Raw genomic sequence first — 18,988 nt, forward strand, 5'->3', positions numbered from 1 at the left:
ACCGTACTTCTCTACGAGAATTACTGAACAATAAATCCTCTTGCCTCCCCTGCTTATCCGAACCGTTATTGGGTGTAAACTGTTGCGCCTGCAAATTGCATCACAAGCATGATTAGGCGAAACCTGTAAATCCTCTCCCTTGCTCCCTGCACCCTGCTCCCCTGCCGCCTCAATGTGCATATAATCACAACAGCTTACTTCTCCACTCACCAATCTTCATTGCCGCACTGGAATAGCAATTACAAACTCTGTACCTTGCTCTGGGAATGAATTGCATTGTATCGAACCGCTGTGTTTTTCTACGATAATTTGACGAGCGATCGCCAACCCTAACCCCGTACCTTTGCCTACAGATTTCGTAGTAAATAAATGGTCAAATATCTTTTCTTTGACTGCTTCATTCATGCCATTGGCGTTATCAGCAATTTTTATTTCAACATAATGATCTTTCAAGGAAGTTTTGATTGTAATCTTGTGAGGATTTTCTTTAATTTCTGCAAAACTCCGCCCAGTGTTCGACTCATCTAAAGCATCAATAGCATTGGCGAGAATGTTCATAAATACTTGATTTAGTTGCCCAGGAAAACATTCAACTTTGGGTAAGCTTCCATATTCAGTTATCACTTCAATTGCTGGACGTTGCTCATTTGGTTTGAGGCGATGCTTGAGAATTAAAATCGTACTATCAATACCTTCATGAATGTTGAATGGCACTTTGTAATCTTTGTCTGCACGGGAGAAAGTTCTTAAACTAGTGCTGATATTTTTGAGGCGATCGCACGCCATCACCATTGAATCAATTGACTTGGGTAAATCTTCTAAACTATAAGTTAAGTCAATTTCTTCTGCATGATCAATAATTTCAGTACTCGGATTAGGTAGACTTTGTTGATAAAGTTTCAAGTGTTGAACAACATCAGCAATAGTTGGTTTAGCTTGTTTGAGACTCGCAGCAATAAAACCCAAAGGATTGTTCATTTCATGGGCGACGCCAGCAACTAAATTACCTAGTGCAGACATTTTCTCACTTTGAACAATTTGTAATTGCGCTTTTTGTAAATCTTCTAAGACTATTTCGAGTGCTTGAGATTTTTCGGTTACTGTTTCTTCAGCTTGTTTGCGATCCGTAATATTAATAGTTGTCCCGACTACGCGATAAACTTTTCCCGTCTCATCTTTTAAAGGACTGAGTGTGGTTAAGAACCAAATTTTCCCGTTATTAAATGTTAGACATTCTTCATAAGTGATGGGTATTCCAGTTTGGAAACAATGCAGATATTTTTGCTCGATTGCTGCACTTTCATCAGGAGCCATTACTTCTTGCGGACTTTTACCCAGCACTTCCGAAGCAGGTATACCAACCGTTAGTTCGCACGATTTACTCCATCCGGTGTACTCAAACTTACCATTATCTCGGATGTCAGTCACAAAGATGAGACAGCCAACACCTTCGTAAATACTACTGAGGAACTTGTCTCGCTCTTGGAGATGATTATATAACTGGGCATTTTCCAAAGCGATCGCAGCTTGAGTGCAAAGGAAATTGATCACAGAAAGGCGATCGCTAGTAAATACTCCTTGAGTCACTTGATTTTCTAGATAAATAATCCCTACCAAACGCCCTTGATTCATAATCGGAGTACATAATACACTCTGGGGTTGTATTCGATACATATATTCCCCAATCAAACCGATAATATCTGTTTTGCAATTGTCTATAACTACTGTTTGTTGAGTATTTTTGACGTAATTGATCACTTTTACGGGAATATCTTGACAATCATCGAGTAATTGAGATTCCAGAATAGTTTGTATTTTCTCATGATTGATAAAGGTAATTGCCCTAATTTGCCAAATATTATCTTGGGGAAGAATTAACACAGCTTTTTTCGCACCGGAGTTTTCTAGGATAATGCTAGTCAAGGTGGTAATGAGTTGATCTAATTCTAGGGAACTGGAGATAGTTTGAGCAGCTTTGAGGATCGAGGTAAAATCTAGGGCATTAGAAATACTGGTGTTGGTAGTAGTAGAAGCGCGATGAGATGAGGAAGTGCCAGAAGAGAAAGCGATAGTTTCTAGAGGATTGAAATTAATTTGTCGCTGTTGCAGAATTGTTTGCAGTAGTTGAGGATAGCGTTTTTCTAAATCTTCTATTTTGGCTTTTGCACCCCAACGAGCATAGCAATAGTATGCTTCCTGCATATATGTTTGGGCGACTTTTTCTCTACCCCAATCGAGATAGAACTTAGCGGCGAGTTCGTTAGCGAGGGCTTCTTCTTGGAGATATTGATTTTTTTGAGCCAGTTGAATAGCAAGATCGTAAAGTTCCATTGCATCTTTCTTCTGTCCGTAAACGCGATATTTTTCGGCTTCGACTAAAGAATATTTATGCTGGAAGTTCATGGGAGCATGAGATGTCCATTGCTTCAGTTTTTGCTGATTGACCAGGACTCGCTGCTGCAATCTTTCTTGTTCCTCTTCACAAGTATCAGGTAAGATAGCTAGCTGGGTTAATGAATCATAAAAATGAAAAATTGCTACCATGATACAGCCAGCTACCCCATCTAAATATTGTTGAGCATAGTCTGCCACTACAATAGCTTCATCCCATTGTTGGAACAGATAGCAAAGGATCAATTTATTGACGTACAGCGTACCAATGGCGTAAAGATCATTAGCATTTTGGTGCAAGGGTAGCATTTTGGCTTCATTATAAACTACGCCTTGAAATTGCCAAGGTAGATGACTTTGACTAACTAAAGTTGACCCTAAATTCAAAGTAGATTGATAAAAAATCTTCAGATAGTTGTAAGAAACTTCCTGATTAAGTTGAGCCAATGCTTGACTATAAGCGGCCATTTCTTTTTCTAAAACAGTTAATTCTTTGCCTAAGAAAAAGGATATAGAACAGTAATTATAAGCACAGTAAGCGGCATATTCTAAAGCACCCATTTCCAAACCACTCTGATATCCTTCCAGGAGAGGAACAAGAGATGTTTGAAGGGGATATTTCCACGGCTTCACAAACGGATACACCATGTTAATCGTGCTGGCTTTAAATTCCTGACTCCGAGATTTTGCGAGGAGATCCAACGCCAATTGACCTGCCTGATTTCCTAAATCAATTTCCCCTGTGATACAAAGAATCACGCCATACCAAGCGTAAGCCAGTGTCGATACAGTCGCATTGCCTTGTTGAATCGATAAGCAAACCTGTTTACACACTATCATTGGCAACAGAGGCGGAACCGCTTGATAGACTGCTGCTGTCACTGCTGCCAGAATTCGGATGACTGCTAGGGCTTCAGGATCGGTCATTTCAGGCAATTTCAGCAATTCTTCTAACTGCTTTTCGTTCAAGAGTAACTGAGTTTCTTGTAAACTTTGATTAATCTCTGCTGGGCTAGGCTGGGTTGGAAACACAATTCCAAATAATTCTAGAACTGTGAGGGCGATTTTAATAGCTTCTGGTTGTTTGCTCTGCGCCACATAGGCCAGAATTTTTACTTCATAGACTTTAATAGTGTTTAGTAAGTTCTGAGCATTGTGCAATACATCATCCACAAGTTGCTCCATTAACTCAAAATCACCGCTCAGACAAGCAACTTCGGCAGCTAACTCATGTAAAGCTAAAGTTATTTCATAACAATGCTGCCAGCTTTCTATAGTTAGTAGTTTAATGCCTTGATTTAAATACTGCATTGCGGCTACATAAGCAGTTGAAGATTTTGCCTTTTGTCCAGCCGCAAAATTGAGCATTGCTAGTTCGTAACGCTCAGTTTGAGTAGTAATTAATGCGACTCCCTGATTCAACTGATTAACAATTTCAAACAGTTTCTCGTCTCGCTCGTGTTCGGGTGTAGCATTAAGTAACCTTTGCCCAATTTTGAGGTGCGTAAGTTGTTTTTGGTTTTCGGAAATAAGAGAATAGGCAGCTTGTTGTACTCGATCGTGCGAAAATCTATATTTAGCTAAATGTTTATTGTTACTTTTATTTTGACGCGCTAATTTCTCATTACTTTCCCCTTGATAAAGTTTATAAAGCTCGCTAATTGGTACAACCAACCCTTCTTGTAAAGCTTGCCATAAATCAGCAGATGTCTCAGTTTCAAATTGTTCTGCAACAATAGCTAAAGTTACCAAATCAAACTGATTACCAATACAAGCTGCTAACTGCAAGATATTTTGAGTGGATAACGATAATTTTCGTAATTGCAAACCCATAAATGCAACAATATCATCTGTAATCGATTGTTCATTAATTTGGGTAATATCACACTGCCAACATCCAGACTCAAAGTTAAATTGAATGAGATTCTCGTGATGCAATGCCTTGAGAAACTGGATAGCAAAAAATGGATTACCTTGAGTTTTCTGCAATACCAATTGAGAAAGAGGTAATGCCAAGTTTTCTGTACACTTAAGTGTCTCAGCAACTAATTGATTCAATTGCTCTTGACTAAGTGGTGCTAAAGTAATCGTATTAATCGTAGCTGCTGTTTTTTGGATATCATTTAAAGTCAACATTAATGGATGTGCTGGATTAACTTCATTATCTCGATAAGCACCAATTAAGAACAGATACTTGGTATCAGCCATTAATAACTGCATTAGCATTAACGATGCCGAATCAGCCCATTGCAAATCATCTAAAAATATTACTAATGGATGTTTGTCACTAGTAAAAACTTGAGTAAATTTCTGGAATAATAAATTAAATCGATTTTGGGCTGCACTTCCTGATAATTTTGTAGCGGGTGGTTGTTGACCAATAATTTTTTCTAATTCTGGAATGAATTCAATAATTACCTGTCCATTATCACCTAGAGTCGCTAAAATCTTATTTTTAAATTGTTGAATTTTAACATTACTTTCTGTTAATAATTGCCCCATTAAATCTCGGAATGCTTGCACAAATGCACTAAAGGGAATATTCCGTTGATATTGATCATATTTACCTTTAATAAAATAACCGCGTTGTTTGACAATTGGTTTATGAATTTCGTTAACGACAACGGTTTTACCAATACCTGAAAAACCAGCTACCAGCATCATTTCTGTTGCACCAAGGCTAACTCTATCAAATGCTTGCAGTAGGGTTGATACTTCGGTTTCTCGTCCATAAAGTTTATCAGGGATGATAAAGCGATCGCACACATCACGTTGTCCAATTTTAAAATATTCAACCTTACCATTTTGTTGGAGTTTAGTTAAACAATTTTCTAAATCAAACTTCAGTCCCAATGCACTTTGATATCTATCTTCGGCATTTTTTGCCATCAATTTCATCACGATATCTGACAAGATTTGCGGAATCTCTTCACCTTTGACTTTCCGAAGGGATGGTGGCAGCTTTGCTAAATGACAATGTACCAATTCCATCGGGTCATTTGATTGAAACGGTAATTCACCAGTCAGTAATTCGTAAAAAGTCACACCCAAAGAATAGAAGTCAGTCCGGTAATCAATCCCGCGATTCATTCTGCCTGTTTGTTCAGGAGAAATATAACTAAGTGTCCCTTCTAACACATTGGGATTCATCAGTGTTTGAGTTTCCCGTGGTAGTAGGGATGCAATACTAAAGTCAATTAATTTAACTTGTTTGGTTTCGGGATTAATTAAAATATTGGCGGGTTTGATATCTTTATGAATAATCCGCTCTCGATATAATATATCTAAGGTATTGCATAGTGCGATCGCTATCTCTAAAAACTCCATCAGAGATTTTACGCTTCCCCCCACTCCCCACTCCTTGAGAGAAATCCCCCCAAAGTCTTCCATCACCAGCGCATAGCCATTTTGATAAGCTTGGAGGCTATAGGTTTGGACGATTAGCGGTGAGTTGAGATTTTTAGCAATGGTGTACTGATTGCGAAACGACAAGAGTTCACTGAAACTCGGATAAGGATTTTTCAGTAGTTTAATGACTACAGGTAATGAGTCGGTTTCTCGATACCCTCGATAAACTAGAGTTCTGGAACCATTGTAGAGTTCTTCATTTACCTTGTATCCAGGAACATTCACAAGATTACTAACCATACTGCTAAATCTTTAAGACTTCCAGATTTAGTGTTCCCAGAATATATAAGATTATTGATCAACAAGGGACAGCGAGACGCTACGCGATCGCAACATAGCAGGTTATTCCAGTTGAGACAATGCCTCAATTATCCAGCGATCGCCTCTGGATATTTCTTCGCTAGTCCTTATAAACAGGTGCAGGTACGAAATATATAGGGTTTCGAGGTTCAGAACAAGAAACAAGCGATCGTTTCAGTAACGATTTTCCTTGCTTGTAGGCTCGGTTTGCTGGAGGATTGGCTCTATTTCTGATTACCTGCACTGTTCTGTAGGGACTACCATGCATTACTCTCGTTGGGAACTGATATATTACTTATTATTTTTTTTTATATTTTAATTATTCACTTCATTGTCTACTTAATTATTTTCTTAACTGTCTTAACTGTCTTAATTGTCTACTTAATTATTGTCTTAACTGTCTTAATTGTCTTAACTGTCTACTTAATTATTTTCTTAACTATCTACTTAATGATAACTAAACTTCTTAACTGTTATTGCATTTTATTGATAAAGCTGAGATTATCTTAAAGACAGATGTTTATAGCTATTTTTGGAGATCAAGCAAAGATAATACTTCGCTGAAGATGTATGACAAACTTTCTTAGTGGGTTCGAGTTGCTGGGGGCGTGAACCTAGTCGTTCAGAAGCAGCAATTGATAGTCAATCAGTATATATTCATTCAGACTCCTGCATAGTGAGATTTCACTAGCAAAAAGGGGATTATCTTAAACAATTTCACGAAATTCTGGTAAGAATAATTTGTGAATTTTTCGATTAAAAGGAGCAACTTTATGGTACCAAAGATTAACCAAAAATATCAAAAAAATAACAAGACTTAAATCAATACAATGAGCTTAAACTGATAGGTTTAAATGGACAATGACTTCAAGTAAGCAACCTTTTGAGTTGCCGAGTTTTTATGTACCTTGGCCGGCACGGCTAAACCCAAACCTGGAAGCAGCACGGGTACATTCTAAAGCTTGGGCTTATGAAATGGGAATTTTGGGTGGGGCAGAGGGATCAGAAGATTATGGGATTTGGGATGAGCGCAAGTTTGATGCCCATGACTATGCACTATTGTGTTCCTATACCCATCCAGATGCCGATGAACAGATGCTCAATCTGGTAACTGACTGGTATGTTTGGGTATTTTTCTTCGACGATCACTTCCTTGAGCTTTACAAGCGTACCCAAGATATGGCGGGGGCTAAGAAGTACCTCAATGGACTACCAGCGTTTATGCCTGTCCAGCCCCAAGAAACGCCGCCAGAACCCACTAATGCCGTAGAACTGGGTTTAGTAGACCTCTGGAACCGCACCATCCCCAATGCCTCCCAAGACTGGGTAATCCGATTTTTTGAAAGTACCATCAATCTTCTCAAAGAATCTCAGTGGGAACTCGCCAATATCAGCCAGGATCGAGTCGCTAACCCCATTGAGTACATTGAGATGCGCCGTAAGGTAGGGGGAGCGCCCTGGTCAGCTAACCTAGTGGAACACGCGGTTGGGGCAGAAATTCCGGCAGCGATCGCGCCTACTCGACCAATGCGTGTCCTCAAAGATACCTTTTCTGATGGGGTACATCTGCGAAATGACATCTTCTCCTACCAAAGAGAAGTAGAAGAAGAAGGGGAAAATGCGAACTGTATCTTAGTCTTGGAACGATTCCTCGATGTGAGTACCCAAGAAGCGGCCAACCTCACTAACGACTTACTCACATCTCGCGTGCAACAGTTCGAGAATACCTTTGTCACTGAGCTTCCTTCCTTGTTCGAGGAATATAGTCTGACTCCTGATGAGCGTGTGAAAGTCGTCCTATATGCCAAAGGACTTCAGGACTGGCAGTCGGGGGGTCATGAGTGGCATACGCGATCGAGCCGCTACATGAACCAGACATCAGACAAATCTTCGCCAGCAAGTTGGTTTTTAGGTGGCCCCACTGGACTAGGCACATCGGCCGCTCGTCTAGGAGCCTTATACGATAGTTTGGGACTAAAACGATTCAAAAGCTTTACCCATGTTCCCTACCAGCCTGTAGGGCCAGTAAGCTTACCACAGTTTTATATGCCCTTTTCCACCAGTTTGAATCCCCATCTAGACGAGGCTCGGCGGCATTCTAAGGAATGGGCGCGTCAAATGGGGATGCTGGACAGACTACCAGGGATGCCCAGCATTTACATCTGGGATGACCATAAATTCGATGTGGCTGACGTAGCTTTATGCGGTGCTTATATTCATCCCAATGGGTCTAGTGCTGAGTTGAATATCACAGCCTGCTGGCTGGTTTGGGGAACCTATGCTGATGACTACTTCCCTGCACTGTATGGTTATAGCCGCAACATGGCTGGGGCAAAAATCTTCAACGCGAGGTTGTCGGCCTTTATGCCCCTTGATGGGAGTCCTGTTCCCGAAGCCACTAACCCAGTCGAACGGGGTTTGGCGGATATTTGGGCGCGGACGGCTGGCCCCATGAACCCTAATGCTCGTCGTCAGTTTCGTCAGGCGATTGAAGATATGACGGAAAGTTGGTTATGGGAACTGGCTAACCAGATCCAGAATCGCATTCCCGACCCGATAGACTATGTGGAAATGCGTCGTAAGACCTTTGGCTCCGATCTAACCATGAGCCTGTCTCGACTTTCCCAAGGAGACGAGATCCCACCAGAGATATTCCGCACCCGAACCATGCAGAATATCGATAATTCGGCTGCTGATTTCGCCTGTTTGACAAACGATATTTTCTCTTATCAGAAAGAAATCGAATTCGAGGGCGAGATTAATAACGGTGTGCTGGCGGTTCAGAATTTCCTGAACTGCGATATTCCCCACGCTGTGGCAATTGTTAACGACCTCATGACCTCTCGTGCCCTTCAGTTTGAACATATTGTTGCGACTGAACTCCCTGCCTTGTGTGATGATTTCGGACTAGATACAAGTACCCGCAAGAAACTATACGGATATATCAAGAAACTAGAGCAGTGGATGTGTGGGGTACTCAAATGGCATAGAGCAGTAGACCGCTATAAGGAATTTGAATTGCGGAATAACTCGACAGAAAAGCGCTTACTCCAAGGCCCTACAGGCTTAGGGACTGCTGCAACTCAAATTAGACCAAGTGTCGGTCAGGAAACAACTCAAACCAATGTTCAGCCAGTGGTGCAGAACTTACTGAGTGGCCCAACAGGGTTAGGGACTTCAGCTACCAAAATCGGATCGCTGTTAAGAACTAAAGGTTAGCTCAATCTGAGTCCCTATTCCGGTCAATTAAATAATTTGTCAACAAACACTACCAATGGAGATTTATCATGACTAATGCAGCAAATACTCCCCTAGAAAATCAAATTGAGCAACAGCCAATAAGTTTGGGGACAGAAGCGGCGCGTAATTTGGCAACAACCACCAAAACCCAACCCCAGATGCAGGGTATTACCTCACGGTGGCTCTTAAAACTGCTGCCTTGGGTAGAAACAGTGGGTGGAACCTATCGGGTCAACCGCCGCTTAACCTATACAGTTGGGGATGGACGGGTTAGCTTTAGCAATACAGGCGCTCAGATACAGGTTATTCCTCAAGAACTCACTGAGTTACCTTTATTGCGGGGATTTGAAGATGTCGGTGTGTTAAACGCCTTGGCTAGTCAATTTGTGCAACAAGAATTTGCTGCTGGAGATGTGATCATCCAAGCAGGTCAATCGGCCGATCAAGTATTGTTGATTGCTCATGGTAAAGTCAATAAAATTGGACCTGGCAAGTATGATGAGCAAGTTGTTTTGGATGTATTAGCCGATGGCGATCATTTTGGTGACTACGCTTTAGTGGAATCCCAGGATACTTGGGATGTCACTCTCACCGCCCTGACTCGTTCTACAATCTTATCTCTGCCTCAAACAGCCTTTCAAAACCTGGTTAACCAGTCTGAGGCTTTGCAAGCGCAAGTAGATCAATTCAGAGAAAAATTGCGCCAGCCCAAAAACCAAGAAGGGGAAGCCTCGATTGATATTACCTCCGGCCACCTTGCAGAGGAAGTATTACCAGGGACTTTTGCAGACTATGAACTCAATCCACGAGAATATGAGTTAAGCGTCGCTCAAACTATTTTGCAAATCAATACGCGGGTTGCTGACCTCTACAACGAACCCCTGAACCAGACTGAAGAACAATTGCGGCTCACCATCGAAGCATTACGGGAACGCCAAGAACACGAAATAATTAACAATCGTAACTTCGGACTGTTACACAATGCCGATCTCAAACAACGCATCTTTACCCGCAGTGGCCCCCCAACTCCTGACGATCTTGATGAGTTGATCTCTCTTGTTTGGAAAGAACCGAGCTTTTTCTTAGCTCATCCCCGCGCTATTGCTGCTTTTGGTCGAGAATGCAACCGTCTAGGACTCTATCCCGATCCTATCCCCACGGGTAACAGTGCAATTCCGTCTTGGCGTGGTATTCCCATCTATCCTTGCAATAAGATTCCAGTTACGAAAGAGCGTACTAGCTCGATTCTCTTAATCCGTGCGGGAGCAACCAACCAGGGTGTGATTGGTCTTCATAAAACTGGCATTCCTGATGAATATCAGCCTAGTTTATCTGTGCGCTTCATGGGCATTAACGAAAAAGCTGTTATTTCCTACCTAGTCAGCGCTTACTACTCTACAGCCGTTCTTGTTCCTGACGCATTAGGTATTCTTGAAGATGTAGAAATTGGTCTTTAAGTAGTCGGACATCCTCTTGAAAGTAGGGGCGATCGCTCTTAGTGTTCCGACCGTTCGCCTCTACCCCCCTGCTCTCTCTTAACGTGAATTCGATTGCTCATATAATATCTACCCAATTTGCTCAATCAAAAAACCTCTAAGAAGGTTTGACTACGCAAAACCGTCCCTCTCCGAGTCGGAGAGGAACAGACTTGAACTAAAGTTCAAGGTAGGGAGAGGTTCGTCGAACTCACGTTCTCTTAGGAAAGTAAATTTAGTCGCATGAAACGTTAACTTTATGACAGATGCTTCGATTGGGCCAAATTTAGACCAAGAAAACGGGCAACCCCAGATAAGTTTAAGCACTAAAGGGGCACGGAATTTAGCCAAAACCACGAAAACTCCGCCCCAGATGCAGGGCATTACCCCCAGGTGGTTGTTACAGATGTTGCCTTGGGTGCAAGTCACAGGTGGAGCTTATCGGGTTAACCGTCGCTTGACTTATGATGTTGGCAATGGACGGGTTAGCTTTACCAATGTAGGGGACGAAGTACAGGTCATTCCCCAAGCACTTCATGAACTATCTTTACTGCGTGGGTTTGAGGATATTGAGGTACTCAACGCCTTGGCAGCCCGCTTTGTGCAACAAGAATTTGCCCCTGGTGAGGTAATTGTCCAGGAAGGTCAACCAGCCGACCAGGTGTTATTAATTGCTCATGGTAAAGTTAATCAGCTGAAGGCCGGAAAGTATGAAACGGAAGCTTTACGGGATATTCTAGCTGATGGCGATTGTTTTGGTGGCGAAGCTATAGTTCTGTCTCAGGAAACTTGGGAGGTTAGCCTGAGAGCTATTACTCGTTGTATAGTTTTGTCTTTGCCAGTACAGGCGTTTCGGGAGTTGCTAAACCAGTCTGAAGCGTTGCAAACTCAGGTCGATCGCTTGAGAGCTATATTGAGCAAACCTCAGGATAGGTACAATCAAGCCGAGATCGTCATGTCTGCCGGTCATAGTCAGGAAACTGAGTTACCCAGGACATTTGTTGATTACGACTTGAGTCCACGGGAGTATGAGTTAAGCGTCGCTCAAACAATTTTACAGGTGAATACGCGAGTTGCTGACCTCTACAACGAACCGATGAACCAGACGGAGCAACAATTACGGCTGACTATCGAAGCGTTGCGGGAACGGCAAGAATACGAAATACTTAATAACCCTAATTTTGGGTTGTTGCACAATGCCGATCTTAAGCAACGCATCTTTACCCGCACCGGCCCACCGACTCCAGATGATTTTGATGAATTGCTCTCTCGGCGGCGCAAATCCCATTTTTTCCTGGCTCACCCTCGCACGATCGCTGCTTTTAACCGGGAGTGTAACCGTCGTGGAATCTATTCCCCAAGCACGCAAGTGAACGGAAAGATTGTACCTGCATGGCGCAACTATCCGATTTTTCCTTGTAACAAAATTCCGATCACCAGGGAAGGTACTAGCTCTATTTTAGTACTCCGTGTTGGAGAAGAAAACCAAGGGGTGGTAGGTCTACACAAAACGGGTATCCCTGATGAATACCAACCCAGTTTGTCTGTGCGGTTTTTGGGCATCAGCGAAAAAGCGATCGTTTCTTACCTTGTCAGCGCCTACTACTCCGCAGCCATTCTCATCCCCGATGCACTTGGCATCTTGGAAGATGTGGAAATTGGACGCTGAGGGAAGGGTGTTTCCCGACTCCCGACTCCCTTTTATACCGGAATTCCAATGATAAATTCTGTACCTTCACCGAAAACAGAATTAAAACTTAATTTACCGCCGTGGGTTTCTTCAACAATTTGACGAGCGATCGCTAACCCCAACCCCGTCCCTTTACCGACAGCTTTCGTCGTAAATAAATAGCCAAATATTTTTGATTTGACCTCTTCATTCATACCCTTTCCATTATCCAGAATGGCAATTTTAACTAGATGATTTTCGACTGAGGTTGTAATTGTAATTAGATTGGGATTGGCTTTAATTTCTTCAAAGTTGCGTCCATGATTTGACTCCTCTAAGGCATCAATAGCGTTTGCCAGGATATTCATAAATACCTGATTTAATTGACCGGGGAAGCATTCTATTTGAGGTAAATTTCTGTAATTTGTGACAACTTCAATGGCTGGACGTTGTTCATTGGCCTTGAGACGATGTTTCAAAATTAAAATCGTGCTATCGATACCTTGGTGAATATCAAATAGTACTTTGTAGTCCTTATCGGCACGAGAGAAAGTGCGGAGGCTAGTACTGATATTTTTTAACCTGTCACATGCCATAGACATAGAATCAATCATCTTGGGCAAGTCTTCTAAGGTATATTCCAAGTCGATTGATTCAGCGTGTTCGAGAATTTCATTTCCGGGAGTAGGAAACTTTTGTTCATATAGTTTCAAATGTTCAATAATCTCAGCAAAGTTAGGTTTGGCTTGTTTCAGACTAGCAGCAATAAAACCCAAAGGATTATTCATTTCGTGAGCAACACCAGCAACTAAGTTACCCAATGCAGACATTTTTTCACTTTGGACGATTTGTAATTGAGCTTGTTGTAAATCTTCTGATTTTTGCTGCAATTCGTGAAATGATCGCTCTAGCTGTTGGGAATACTCTAGCGATCGCTCATAAAGTCGGGCATTTTCTAAGGATATTGCGGCTTGAGCGCAAAGTAAATTCAGGAGTTCAACGCGATTGCTTGTGAACGCCCCCGTCACTAAACTGTTTTCCAAATACAAAATGCCCATCAATTTACCTTGATGCAAAATCGGACTACACAAGATACTCTTTGGCTGCTGACGTATGATGTATGGATCGTTAGCTAAGGTTATATCAACTGTCGCATCCAGCAGAACAACAGTATGTTTGTCGTGCTTGACTTTGTAAATTAGCTTTAAGGGAATTTCCTGGCTGTCTTCAACGGGAATTTTCTGCAACACAACTGGGTTTTCTCCCTCGGTAATTAAGCCTTTAATTAACAGGCTATTGTCTCGCAACAGCATTAACACGCATTTATCGGCTCCGGCATTTTTGATGACGATTTCAAGCAACGATGAAAGCAGTTTTTCTAATTCAATTTCAGCAGAAAGAGTTTGGGAAGCTTTAAGAATGGCAGCTAAATCGAAAGCTACAGAGACACTGCTGCTAGAAGTGGGGGAACTGGTGCATGTGGCACTCCCCAACGCAAACACAGTTTCACTCTTAGAGAGAGGAGAATGGGTTTGTTGTAATATGGTCGCCAGGAGTTGCGGATAGCGTCTTTCTAGGTCGGCAACCTTGGCTTTAGCTCCCCAGCGAGCATAGCTATAGTAGGCGTTGATTATGTATTCTTGGGCAATGCGCTTTTTGCCCCAGTTGAGGTAAAACTTTGCTGCCAGTTCATTAGCCAAAGCTTCTTCGTTGATGAACTGATGTTCTTGAGCAAGATTTATGGCTTGGTCATAACATTCACTGGCTAAGACGTTTTGACCCAAAACTATATAACGTTCAGCCTCTACTAGATACCATTTATGTAAGTAGTTCATTGGGGCATTTTGCGCCCATTGATGCAGAACAGTTTGATGGGTTTGCACCTGAAGAATAGTGTCTGCTTGCTCTGCTTCTGACTGGCTGGGGAAGAGTGCCAGGTACGTGAGTGCAGCATAAAAATGGAAAATGGGAATATAAACCAATCCCGATACTGTCATCAAATAAGACTTGAGTTGGGTTATGTAGTCCAGCGCAGCCTGATAATTTCCATAAGAGTAGGCAAGCAGCAGTTTATAGCTGTAGGCAAATGCAAGGGCGCTGATATCGTTATCTTGCTGGTGCTTTGGCAGCATCACCGTTTCATCGTAGGCAGTACCAATTAAGCGATCGGGTTGGCTGACTGTTTCTCTCAAATGCTGCACTGTTTGCCGCTTTATGTCCAAATAAATATGCGCCGAATTTTGTTTCACCTGAGCCAGGACAGTACTATAAGTAGCCAATTCGGATGACAAAGTGTCCAGGTTTACACCAGCGAAAAGGGCAGTAGAAGCGTAACCTGTCATACTGTAGCCAGCGTTGAGAAAATCACCGGTTTCCATACCAGTCATATACCCCTCTTTCTGAGTTGGTAGCGTTGCTAAGAGTGCTTCCTGGTGATGTTGAATAAAAGCTCCAAATCGGCTGAGGGTGCTGGACTTCAAATCCTGAGAATTAAACCTCTCCAGCAACGAGAGCGCTAAACAACCAAACCCGTAGCCTGTTTCGACTTCGCCCAAAAAGGCACATAGTACTACTCCATGAATCACATAGCCGACCGTCGAGGCAGGGGAATTGCCAAACTGGAGAGACAACCTCACCATAGTCGCGCTCAACAGGGGTACTAAACCTGCCATTCCCACGAACACTGGTACAAACAACATTCCTAACAGTTGCATCGCAGCGATCGCCCTGGGTTCGCTCATTACAGGTAAGTCGATCAGCCTGGCAATCTCTCTACCGTTTTGAAGACTTGCAAGGTCTTGTAGCACTTTGTCGATTTTCACTTCATCTGGCGAACTTGGTAAATCCACTCCTAATTGACTCAGTGCCTCTCTTCCCACCGCGATCGCTGCTAGAATTTGGCTCCTAGCCGTTAGTGCCGCGATTTGAATTTCGTAGATTTTCACTTTGTCAAAAATGCTCTGTGCCTGTGACAACACCACTATGGCTTGCTGTTCCATAGCCACAAAGTCACCATTCAAATAGCTGGCTTCCGTTGCTGCCACATACAGATTCAGAGTCAGTTCATACTGACTTTGCCAACAATTGACCTCTAGTAGCTCAATTCCTGTTTGCAAATAAACCCTTGCTGCGGCGTAAGCTGTAGAATTTCTTGCCTTAATTCCAGCTTTTAAATTAAGTTTAATTAATGCTTCTCGTTCATTGGATTGAGTAATGAAGTCAATTCCTAAATTCAAATGTCCGACAAGATCAAATAGTTTTTCCTCAATCTCTAATTCGACTAATTTATGTTGAAGTAACCTACCAATTTTGAGATGAGTTACTGCTTTTTGTTCATTGGGAATCAGAGAATAAGCTGCTTGCTGTACTCTGTCATGCAAAAATCTATAAGAAGCTGTCCTTTGTCCTACCCTGTGGGTTCGCCCTTGGCGTTCTCGTTCGCGTAGCGTCTCCGTCAGGAGAAGAGTAGCCGCCAGCGCGTCTATGTCCTTTGTCCCTTGTTTGCTATTTTCTAATGACCAATGACTAATGACTAATGATGAATCTTGATAAAACTTATAAATATCACTAATCGGTAAAATCAATCCTTCTTGCAATGCTTTCCATAAATCCGCAGCCGTTTCTACCTTTGACTGTTCGGAAACAATTGCTAAAGTTTCTAAATCAAAATAGTTGCCAATACAAGCAGCTAACTGCAACACCTGTTGAGTTGATGACGGTAGTTTTCGTAATTGAAAACTCATAAAGTCCACAACATCATCTGTAACTGCAAGAGTTATCACTTTGGCAATATCACATTGCCAAAAACCTGACTCAAAATTAAATTCAATTAGTCTCTCTTGATGCAATGCTTTGAGAAACTGGGTTGCAAAAAACGGATTGCCTTGAGTTTTTTGATAGATCAATTGAGAAAGAGTCCATGCCAAACTTTCCGAGCATTTTAGGGTGTCAGCAACTAATTGATTTACCCGAACTTGACTCAGTGGTGCTAGATTGATTGTATTAATTGTTGCTTGCTTTTTTTTGATTTCACTCAAAGTCAACATTAATGGATGTGCTGGGTGAACTTCGTTATCACGATAGGCACCAATTAATAAAAGATGACCTGTATCAACCATTAACAGCTGCATTAAATTCAGTGATGCTGAATCTGCCCATTGCAAATCATCTAAAAACATTACTAATGGATGTTCAGCACTAGTAAAAACTTGGGTAAACTTTTGGAATAATAAATTAAATCTATTTTGTGCCGCCGTTCCTGATAATTCTATGGCAGGTGATTGCTGGCCAATAATTATTTCTAATTCCGGGATGACTTCAATAATTACCTGTCCATTTTCGCCAACTGCTGAGAATATTTTGTTTTTCCATTGCTGGATTTGTGCATCACTTTCAGTTAATAACTGCCCCATTAAATCTCGGAATGCTTGCACAAATGCACTGAAAGGAATATTCCGTTGAAATTGGTCAAATTTGCCTTTGATAAAGTAACCACGTTGGCGCACAATTGGTTTATGAACTTCGTTGACAACCGCAGTTTTACCAATTCCTGAAAACCCTGCTACCAGCATCATTTCTGTTACACCAAGACTGACTCTTTCAAATGCTTGGAGTAGGTTTTCTACTTCGGTTTCTCTTCCATAGAGTTTGTCAGGGATGATGAAGCGATCGCACACATTCCTTTGTGCAATTTCAAAACCTGTAATTACACCATCAACCTGTAGCTGATATAAGCAATTTTCTAAATCAAATCTCACTCCCAATGCACTCTGATATCTATCTTCCGCATTTTTCGCCATCAATTTCATCACAATATCTGAAATCACCTGGGGAATCTCTTCCCTGTTCCCCTTCGGATTCGCCAGTCCCCCAGACGCTCCTCCCCTTGGGAGAAGACTCGCTAACGCTGCGCTATCGTGACGGAGACCGCCATCGCGCTTCGCGTCTCCCCTTGGGAGAAGACGGGGGCTGGTCTCACCTAATGCCATAGGCATTTTAGCGATATGACAATGTACCAACTCCATTGGGTCATTTGATTGAAATGGTAATTCTCCCGTAAGTAATTCGTAAAAAGTGACACCTAAAGAATAAAAATCAGTTCGGTAGTCAACCCCCCGATTCATTCTTCCTGTTTGTTCCGGGGAAATATAAGCTAGTGTCCCTTCTAATACATTAGGATTGATGAATGTTTGCGTTTCCCGTGGGAGTAAAGATGCAATACTAAAGTCAATTAATTTGACTTGTTTAGTTTCGGGATTAATTAAAATATTGGCGGGTTTGATATCTTTATGAATAATCCGTTCTCGATACAATATATCTAAGGCATTGCATAGTGCGATCGCTATTTCTAAAAATTCTTCTAAAGACGCGATATATTGGGTCTTTAGTGAGGTAAAATAATTTTTGAGAGAAATCCCCCCAAAGTCTTCCATCACCAACGCATAGCCATTTTGGTATGGTTCTAGGCTATAAGTTTGGACGATTAACGGTGAGTTAAGATTTTTGGCAATAGTGTACTGATTGCGAAACGACAAGAGTTCGGTCAAGCTCGGGTAAGGATTTTTTAACAGTTTAATTACTATAGGTAATGAGTCACTTTCTCGATAGCCTCGATAAACTAGAGTTCTGGAACCATTGTAGAGTTCTTCACTGATGCGATATCCGGGAATATTAACAAAAGTGCTAACCATGCTGCTAAATCCTTAAGACTTCCAGATTTAGTGTTCCCAAATCAGCAACGCCAGTTCACTTTCCTTACCAAAAAAGCAAAAGTTAAAAGGCAATACAGTTCCAATACTGCTCGCTTCGTGGATTTTAAACTGGAATTTGGTTTTGGGAAAAGGTTAAAGGGTAAAGGTTAAAGGTTTTTTCTTTCCCCTTTCCCATTCCCGTTTTCCCGTTAACCGACAAGTATTGAATATAGTTCACATAAGCCCAAAACACTTGTAGAGACGGCGATTTATCGCATCTCGAAAACTGGTTAATGAACACCTAATTTAATTCATTATTATTGGCTACAACAATCAGATTGTCAGAGCAATAAATTGTGAAGTATGGCAGAAAGTTTTCATCAATAGTTAGAGTTGATTATATTTAATACTTAAGCTTTATTTCCTGCTCTAAAAACAGGTTGCCAATATCAAATAAAAGTTGCATAGTACCTCGATAGCCAAACTTGGTAAACTGACCATGATCTAAGCGGTCAAAAATGGGAATCCCTTGACGGTAGAGAGGAATTTTTAAGCGTTGAGCGATCGCCACTGCATGAGAGTTGGTAATTAGTAAATCAGACCCAACCGCCAATTGCTCAAAGTCTTCCAAATCGCCAATAGTGACGTTCTTGATCGGTAGTTTTTCTAACAGAGGAAAGCGTGTTGTTGTCACTGCTGCGTGAATCTCAACTCCTAGCGAAATCCCGCTCTAACCAGAATAGATCCTCAACTTGACACCCAAGCGCTTTGGCCAAGCGAAGTGTGATGGCTACTGAGGGAGCATATAGTCCCGA

General features: G+C 41.8%; 6 protein-coding genes and 1 pseudogene. 4 read left to right on the top strand and 3 right to left on the bottom strand.

The genetic code is table 11. The annotated features are described in order from the left end of the window. Positions 1-216: 216 nt before the first annotated feature. Positions 217-6,039 (bottom strand): AAA family ATPase, encoded by a 5,823-nt coding sequence (locus V7L07_RS29505; protein WP_335062778.1) that lies wholly within the window; start codon positions 6,037-6,039, stop codon positions 217-219. A gap of 54 nt (positions 6,040-6,093) precedes the next feature. On the opposite strand from V7L07_RS29505, the gene V7L07_RS29510 reads away from it, so the two are divergent. The 4 genes from V7L07_RS29510 to V7L07_RS29525 all read left to right on the top strand — a co-directional run bounded on the left by V7L07_RS29510 (position 6,094) and on the right by V7L07_RS29525 (position 12,483). After that, positions 6,094-6,237, top strand: a complete 144-nt coding sequence (locus V7L07_RS29510) for a hypothetical protein (RefSeq protein WP_335062780.1) — start codon at positions 6,094-6,096, stop codon at positions 6,235-6,237. Between the two features lie 723 nt (positions 6,238-6,960). After that, positions 6,961-9,318 carry a family 2 encapsulin nanocompartment cargo protein terpene cyclase gene (locus V7L07_RS29515; RefSeq protein WP_335062782.1) on the top strand — a complete coding sequence of 786 codons (2,358 nt, stop codon included), beginning with the start codon at positions 6,961-6,963 and terminating at the stop codon, positions 9,316-9,318. Positions 9,319-9,386: 68 nt separating this feature from the next. Then, positions 9,387-10,796 carry a family 2B encapsulin nanocompartment shell protein gene (locus tag V7L07_RS29520; protein WP_335062784.1) on the top strand — a complete coding sequence of 470 codons (1,410 nt, stop codon included), beginning with the start codon at positions 9,387-9,389 and terminating at the stop codon, positions 10,794-10,796. A gap of 277 nt (positions 10,797-11,073) precedes the next feature. Then, positions 11,074-12,483, top strand: coding sequence for a family 2B encapsulin nanocompartment shell protein (locus V7L07_RS29525; RefSeq protein ID WP_335062786.1), 1,410 nt, complete (start codon positions 11,074-11,076; stop codon positions 12,481-12,483). A 32-nt stretch (positions 12,484-12,515) separates the two neighbouring features. Here V7L07_RS29525 and V7L07_RS29530 read toward each other — a convergent pair whose 3' ends face one another. Together V7L07_RS29530 and V7L07_RS29535 are read right to left on the bottom strand one after the other, a co-directional pair. Further along, a complete protein-coding gene (locus V7L07_RS29530) occupies positions 12,516-18,173 on the bottom strand; it encodes a trifunctional serine/threonine-protein kinase/ATP-binding protein/sensor histidine kinase (RefSeq protein WP_335062788.1) in 5,658 nt (1,885 codons plus the stop codon). 403 nt (positions 18,174-18,576) lie between these two features. Continuing rightward, positions 18,577-18,894, bottom strand: a pseudogene (locus V7L07_RS29535) (nitrogenase component 1); the annotation flags it as partial. Positions 18,895-18,988: the final 94 nt, after the last annotated feature.

It is taken from the genome of Nostoc sp., from assembly GCF_036916985.1.
Taxonomy (GTDB): Bacteria; Cyanobacteriota; Cyanobacteriia; order Cyanobacteriales; family Nostocaceae; genus Nostoc.